Genomic DNA, 7,035 nt, shown 5'->3' with positions numbered 1-7,035 from the left:
TACCTGAGCGCTGCGCGCTCAGGAGAGGACCGCCTCGCTGCGCTCGACGGGGCTCGGCTTCGCCGAGCCAGAGCCACCCTTCGGCCGGAGTCCCGCGCTTCGCTCCGACGAGGCCTGGGGCCTCGCTTCGCTCGGTCTCGAACGGGCCGCTCTGCGGCCCGGGGTGACCCCGTTTCACGGGGTCCGGGCCTGCGGCCCGTTCGGGGGGTCCGCTCCGCTCCCCCGCCCTGGGGGCCTTCCGGCTCCGCCTCCAGGACCATGGGCCCGCTCACGCGGGCCCGGCCGGCAGTAGAACAGGGTCAGATGGCGCGTACCTGCTGGGCTTGCGGGCCCTTCTGGCCTTGGCCGATCTCAAACTCGACCCGCTGCCCCTCATCCAGGTTCTTGAACCCGTTGCCCTGGATCTCCGAGTAGTGCACGAAGACATCCGGACCCCCACCATCCTGCTCGATGAACCCGAACCCCTTCTCCCCGTTGAACCACTTCACAGAACCCTGAGCCATACCAAACCCTCTCCATTAAGAACCGGACACAAGATCGCGCCCGGCCGCAAGTCGGAACCTCCCCCACCCCCACAGACCCAAACAGGCACCCCGAAAAGGCATCAATTTGAGCGGTCCCCACAGCACTGCGCGCCGTGCCAACGAACCGCCTCGCCGCGATCGACACACCCCTCTTCGCCGCGAACTTCCTGAGGTGACTCCGTTTCACGGGGTCCAGGATTTCGGACTGCTAGGGTGTCCGCCCTGGGTGGAGTGGTTCATTCTGATTCACAGATAGACTCAGGAAACAGGACCACGATACGCTGTGTACTTCCCGAACCTCCCTGTCGGCAATTGCTGACCGCATCCTGTTGACCAGGCCAACTCATCCCGAAGGCAACAATTTCACCGCGCCCACCTGTCCTCACAGCCCCGCATGACAAGCACAGATCAAGTAGCCGAGTCACGGGACAGGCCATGCGGCCCGATGGGCAACCACACGCGGCGTCGCAGACGAGTTCGACGGGGTTGTTCTCCGTCGGGCCGCCCCTCCCGGGCGGGCGGACATCGGGAGAGGCGGTGGCCTGACCGTGTCGTGCGGGGCCGGGGCCGTGTCGTCGGTCAGCCCCACATGCCGGCGTTCTTCTTCTCGGCGGCCTGGTAGTTCTCCGCCGCTGATCCGAGCGCCTGCTGGGTCGCGGCGATGATCTGGCGCAGTTCCGAGGTGGCGGATTCCCACTCCCTCTGCACTCGCTGCCAGGACTCCGAGGCCTCGCCCTCGTAGCTACCCGCGAGCTTGGCGATCAGGGTCTTCATGCCGTCGAGTTCGGTTTCCAGCTTGCCGGCCGTGCCCTGGACATCGGACTGAGTGGACTGCAGCTGAGCGAAGGTGACACTGATGGTCATCGGTCTTCCCTTGAATTCTCGTAGGTGAGTGCGGGTCAGCCGCCGAGCCGGCCAGCGATGCCGGAGATGCTGGACGTGGTGTCCTGCTCCTGCCCGTCATAGGTCACCCCGGCCGACTTCAGGTTCTCGCTGACCGTCTGGAGAGAGTTCTGGATCTTCTGGCCGTTGGAGTGGATCTGCTCGGCCAGCGTGTTGAACGACCTGGCAGCATCGCCCTGCCACTGGTTCCCGATGCCCTGGACCGAGCTCTGCAGATGGGCGAACAGGCCCTTGATGTTCTGCGAAGCCTGGTCCACCTTCTGCGCGCTGGCGGACAGTTCATCGGGGGAAAGCGCATACCCGGACATCCGTCATCCTCCTGTGTGAGCGGCGTTGCATGGCACAGAACAGCCCTGCCGGCGCCCCCAGGTCGGGAGCGCCGAAAGGTACCGAACAGACCCTAAGGCACATCAAAGCCCCAGATCCCAGCATGATCACCTATTCGGCGCACATACCACTCCTTCGTGCGGCACCCAGCGGCCGTGTCCGGTGCCTGCGCAACCCGCCGCTCAGCGCCGTCTCCGGCCGGTGACACGCCCCCTCCCCCCTGTCAGCCCAAGACCTGCTTGACGAACGTGATGAGGGCTTCCACAGTTTCGGCGCCGCCACCGCCGCTGGGGTCCACGTACGAGGCGAGAAGACCGACACCGATGTAGGTGAGTACTTGTTTCAGAGTCATGAGCTGGTCAACGAGCCACCATTCCAGCCGACAACACCACACCCAGCAATCCACCCATATGCACTCAAACAACCCATAGCGCAACCCGAAAACCGTCACGACCCCCGGCGCAACATCTCAGACGTGATGCCCACGGCACACCCTTCCCGGAGACGGCACCGGACGCTGACACGACCCACCCCAGGCAGAACAAGCCTGACGTCAGAGCAACCGGCCCGGCACGGACTGCCAGACACACCGCTTCCCGCTTCCCCGTAGACAGCCCCAGACGCCACCGCAATTCTCAATACACCTGCGGGACTCTCATCCAACGTGCGGCACCGCAGATCAGACCCCTCCGACACCGGAAACAATCCATCACTGGCTTTGTTTACGAGAACGGGTTCTGGCTCAGGTTGTGTGATCGGTGACGCTGGGTAAATGGGTTAGAGATCGAACAGCGAATCTTCCTGCAGTTTGGGCTCGGGTGCGAGGACGGTGCGAAGGCCGCTGATGATCTGCCGCCACCTCGGGCCATCAGGTGTCTCGTCCCAGAGCTCGGCGAGCTCGGACGCCTCGGCAACCACCCGGTCCAGCGCCTCGACAGCAAGCGGCTGAAGATCGTCGGCGAAGATCGGAAGGGCTTCGTCGGGGCCGTAGCTTGTGCTGATCGGCTCACCGCCCGGGCACTGTGCCGCGATCAGAGCGACGGCAGCGACGGCCTCTGCCCCTTCCGGGCTTTCGAGGTAGTCCCTGGTCTGGATGGTGCGGGTCAGGGTCGCCCGCACGAGACTCTCGCGCTTGTCCTTGGGTGTCTCGTCCAGGGTGTAGGCGAAGTCCGCGGCCATGTCATTCTCGAACGGGCCGATATCCCAAGTGCCCATTGTGATCTCCTCGCGTCAAAGTGCGGTGATCATCGCATCGGCCACTGACAGGGGCTGTCATGAGGCAAGCAGGACACGTTTCCGCAGAAGCGCGAAGCCTGCGCGGCCGAACATCTGCCGTTTGAGCATCTTGATCCGGTTGACATGGCCTTCGACGACCCCCGAGTTCCAGGGGAGGCTGAGCCCGGCGATGACGGCATCGCGGTCGCGCTCGATGCCTGCGGCGAGCGTGTGGAGGCTGGGAAGGTCGTCCTGTCTGACGGCGTCGAGCCAGTCCGGCAGTCGCTCGCCCTGGCGCTCGGTGAGCATGGTCGCGAAGGACCGGACGTGCCGGGTGAGCGCGTCGATTTCGGGGCAGTTGGCCCGGACGTTCTTCAGGTGGAGGTGCTCGGCCTCGGACAGATTCTCCGGGCGTCGGAGGACCCAACCGGCAACAACCCGGGGCGAAGGCGGCCGGGCTGTCACGGGCCGCGGCGCAGTGCGCTTCTGGCGGAGGTAAGCGCGAACGCGCTGGTAGCTGCCTTTGTAGCCGAGCGGGACGATCTCCTCCCACAGTTTCCAGGCATTGGTGCAACCCTCGTTCCAGCGGTTGTCGAGGTAAGTCTTGTACTCGTCGAGGACGGAGGTCCGGGCCTGCCACTGTCCGGTGAAGAGGTCTTCCGGCTTCGCTGCGTCCGCGTACCGTTTGACGGTTCTGCTCGTCATACCGAGCTGCCGCTGGATCGCGCGACGGCTGTGCCCCGCCTCCACCAGGGCATGAACGGTCGCGTGCACGGTGCGGGTGCGGTCGGCGAACCGGTGTCCGGTCGGCCACGGCGAGCTGGACGGATCCGCCGAAGGTTCGGGCTCGGACTCGGGCGTTTCAGGTCCCTCGGGGACCAGGACGCGCAGGCACCGGCGGTGCTGGGTGATGCTCCGCTCGGCGGCCTCTCCGAGGTTGTGCCACAGATGCCACCGGTCTGCGACCTGCACGGCCTGTGGTGCGCCGGCGGTGGCGCCCTCGGCGAAGAACGGAGCCCGGTCCCGGCACACGACCTCGATTCCAGGCCGTTGGGCCAGCCACGCGGCCAGGCTTGACGACTCCCGGTCGGGCAGCAGATCGACGGGGCGACGGGTTTCGACGTCCACGAGGACGGTGCCGTAGTGGCGGCCCTTGCGGGTGGCGTACTCGTCGACGCCGACCACCCGCGGGGCTGGCACCTCAGGCTCGGGAAGTGCGTCGACCAGCCGCAGGAGCGTGCTGCGGCTGACCGGCACACCGACGATGTGGGCCAGGCGGGCGCCGGCCCGGCCCGCGAGGGCGAGACCGATCGCGGCCAGGGTCGAGCGCAGCCGCTCGGTCCGCTGACCGTGCCTTCGGGTCAGGCCGGGTATCTGCTCGACGAACGTGCCGCGCGGGCACTCGGCATTCCGGCAGCTGAAACGACGGACCCGCAGCTGGAGTACGACGATTCGTCCCGCACTCGGAACATCAGTGGGAAACCGCACGTAAGAGCCGTGCACCCGGTCGGACCAGGCTCCGCACCCCGGACAAGAGGCACCCGCGGCGGTGCACCGTGCATCAACGCGCACTATCGCGACGTTCACGTCCACCGACAGCACCGCGACGTCGGCGATCGATGGGAACAGCAACTCCTCCAGCCGGAGCAAGACATCTTTCACAGCCCCGAACTGTCGGCCCAGTCACTCTCGCCACTGCTCGTTTTGAGGCAACTTCTCAAGACGACCTGGGGAGTTCAGCCGTCACTCACAGTGCATGGATCACACAACCTGAGCCAGAACCGCGACCCGTGAACAAAGCCACTTGGGAGATGACCCCGTTTCGCGGGGTCTGGGCTTACGGCCCGTTGGGGGTGTCCGCTCCGCTCCCACCCCTGTCCGTCTGGCTCCGCCACGGAGCCAACCGGCTCCTAGGGTCGTTCGAAGGCCTGGAGTACGCCGCCGAGCAAGAAGCACAGTGCGCCGGACAGCGTTCCCCAGTTGGCGATGTCGGTGTTGACCAGGCTTCCGGTGGCGGGCCGGGTGAACGCGGCGAGTGCCGAAACCATGAAGAGCACCGACCCGAGTTGATTCACGGCAACAACCCACCAGCCGAGGCTGCGCGAGTGGACGCAGGGCCGGGACCGATGGCAGATCTCGACGAACGCGAGATGTCCCGAAATCAGGAACAGCACGCATCCGACCACGTCGGGAGTCCAGATCAGCCTGTTGGTCTGCTGGACGGTGAGCCCCTGCAGGAAGGAGTCCAACAGATTGACACCGAACACGAGCGTCCCTACGAACAGCACGAACGTGCTCAGCCAGTCCAAACGCATCGGCTCGTACCCCCACCACCTCCAGTCGGCCGTGACCAGTGGACCGCCCCCTTGGGAGTGGCGAGGCGCGTTCAGCACCTGCAAGAGCGAGGTGTAACCCCCGATGCTGAAGAACAGTCCGCCCGCAAAGTAGACCGCGGCACTCTCGACCGCGTCGCCCGAGCCGAACTGGGCGACGGCAGCGCCGAGAGCGAAGAGTGCTCCGCCGATGACAAACGCACCAGAGGCGACGGCGTTGAGCCTTCGAAGGCGACCCAGGGCCTCGGCATCGGCACTCGGGGACACGGTGACCACGTCTCCCGAACCGCGGACCGACAGCGCCCCACGCCTACGCGCGAGCCTCGACTCCCACACCACCGTCTCCCCCTCAGGGCGGTGCCAAGTGAGCCGGGTCGTGAACGGTCCTACGCCTTGGGCGCGCTGCTCAGGCTGTCCCACAGCCCGAGCTTAGACCCGCGGGCAATGCCGGACAGAGAACGAAACGTACCTTTCATCCCCCGGGCGTTCGCATCCTTGCCCTGTCAGGACCTCTCACCACACATCCATGACAGTGACCACACACCCCGAAACAGCCCCCGACCAGCACCAACGCGCCAAGGCCCACTGTCTCTCACACCACTGCCACCAAACCGAGAGATCGCATCCAGGACCAGCCCGCTCCGCGGGCAGCAACAGGCTGGACGGCGATGAGGCTCGGGCGGCAGCAAGAGGGGCGGGGAGACGGGCCGTCGGGACTGGGTACGGCAGACCTCTGTCTCCTCAGCGCAGAACTTCGACCAGTGCAATCCAGGAGATGACAAGCGCAGTGATGATTGCGACGCTGGAACCGGCGGCGAACCATACAACGCCCTGTGGCGACCCGGCGATAAGGAGCGCGGCACCGACGAGGTAAGCGAAGGGTGCCACGAAGCCGACGGCAGACTTACCGAACTTCATCTGATTGTCGGGGTGGTGATTCTCGTAGATCCGTCTCGTTGCCTGCACCTGCAAAAGCCCTGCGCCGACTGCGAGTACGGCCATCGCCGAACCGTACGACATCGGCGAGACCTGAGGGACAAGCCCCACTGCCGCACCCGAGAGGGCCAACACGAGGCCTGCGATACCGCCAGCCAGTCGCGATGCGAGCGACGGCGCTTTGACGACCTCAGCAATGTTGACGCTTGCCGCCACAATCACAAGGCCAGCGAGCGCCCCCGCCGCTCCCATCATGGCGACGTTGAAGTCGTTCCACCCTTCCAGGTACTCCTCACATATTCACACCCTATCGGAACTGGTCAGAAATCTGCCCGAAGACTGCTTGTATGTGACAGCTGAAAAAGACTTCCGAATGCCCATCTGACTCCATCAGCTGGGATGGCCAGCAGTCCGCCGCTCGCGCCTTCCAACGAGTGCCAAGAGGTCTTCGCCGGCGGTCCCTGTGTCGCAGACCCGGACGGCGATGAGTTCGGCCCCAGCAACCGCCCACGGGCAGCCACCGAGAACACCCTCGCGACACTCGATTGGGCGGCCGCCATCCCCGTCCTCGCCAGGCCGAAGCCCCACCCAGCCCGGCGAAGCGGCCCACTCGCCAACGCTCAGGTTGCCGACGTCGAAAACCTTCACAACCGCCTCTGCACCCTTGCTCCCCTGATCAACAACCACGGCAACGTCGGCACCTGACGATCCCTTCGCACAGGGCCACGGCCCTCAGGGCTGGCCCGGCCGGCTGTTTTGCCTGCTGGGGCCAGCCCTGAGGTGGGCCGTCGAATCGC

7 protein-coding genes are annotated in these 7,035 nt (G+C 65.7%); all 7 read right to left on the bottom strand.

The genetic code is table 11. The features are described 5' to 3' along the window. Positions 1-299 precede the first annotated feature (299 nt). The 7 genes from OOK31_RS39330 to OOK31_RS39300 all read right to left on the bottom strand — a co-directional run bounded on the left by OOK31_RS39330 (position 300) and on the right by OOK31_RS39300 (position 6,493). Positions 300-503: a cold-shock protein gene (locus OOK31_RS39330; protein WP_267092225.1), complete on the bottom strand. Its 204-nt coding sequence runs from the start codon at positions 501-503 to the stop codon at positions 300-302. Positions 504-1,103: 600 nt separating this feature from the next. Continuing rightward, entirely contained in the window at positions 1,104-1,388 is a 285-nt protein-coding gene (locus OOK31_RS39325; RefSeq protein ID WP_267092224.1) for a WXG100 family type VII secretion target, read from the bottom strand. A 35-nt stretch (positions 1,389-1,423) separates the two neighbouring features. Then, positions 1,424-1,735, bottom strand: coding sequence for a WXG100 family type VII secretion target (locus tag OOK31_RS39320; protein WP_267092223.1), 312 nt, complete (start codon positions 1,733-1,735; stop codon positions 1,424-1,426). 796 nt (positions 1,736-2,531) lie between these two features. After that, positions 2,532-2,969 carry a DUF4259 domain-containing protein gene (locus OOK31_RS39315; RefSeq protein WP_267092222.1) on the bottom strand — a complete coding sequence of 146 codons (438 nt, stop codon included), beginning with the start codon at positions 2,967-2,969 and terminating at the stop codon, positions 2,532-2,534. A 57-nt stretch (positions 2,970-3,026) separates the two neighbouring features. Further along, the gene (locus tag OOK31_RS39310) at positions 3,027-4,631 is read right to left on the bottom strand and encodes an ISL3 family transposase (protein ID WP_267092221.1); all 1,605 of its coding nucleotides are present in this window, start codon (positions 4,629-4,631) and stop codon (positions 3,027-3,029) included. A 248-nt stretch (positions 4,632-4,879) separates the two neighbouring features. Then, complete coding sequence (locus OOK31_RS39305; RefSeq protein WP_267092220.1) at positions 4,880-5,722, bottom strand: hypothetical protein; 843 nt, start codon at positions 5,720-5,722, stop codon at positions 4,880-4,882. Positions 5,723-6,043: 321 nt separating this feature from the next. Then, positions 6,044-6,493 (bottom strand): hypothetical protein, encoded by a 450-nt coding sequence (locus tag OOK31_RS39300; RefSeq protein WP_267092219.1) that lies wholly within the window; start codon positions 6,491-6,493, stop codon positions 6,044-6,046. Positions 6,494-7,035: the final 542 nt, after the last annotated feature.

Origin of the sequence: Streptomyces sp. NBC_00249 (assembly GCF_026342355.1) — a bacterium.
Lineage (GTDB): Bacteria > Actinomycetota > Actinomycetes > Streptomycetales > Streptomycetaceae > Streptomyces.
The sequence above is the reverse complement of the archived record's forward strand: the minus strand, read 5'-3'. Positions and strand labels throughout refer to the sequence as shown.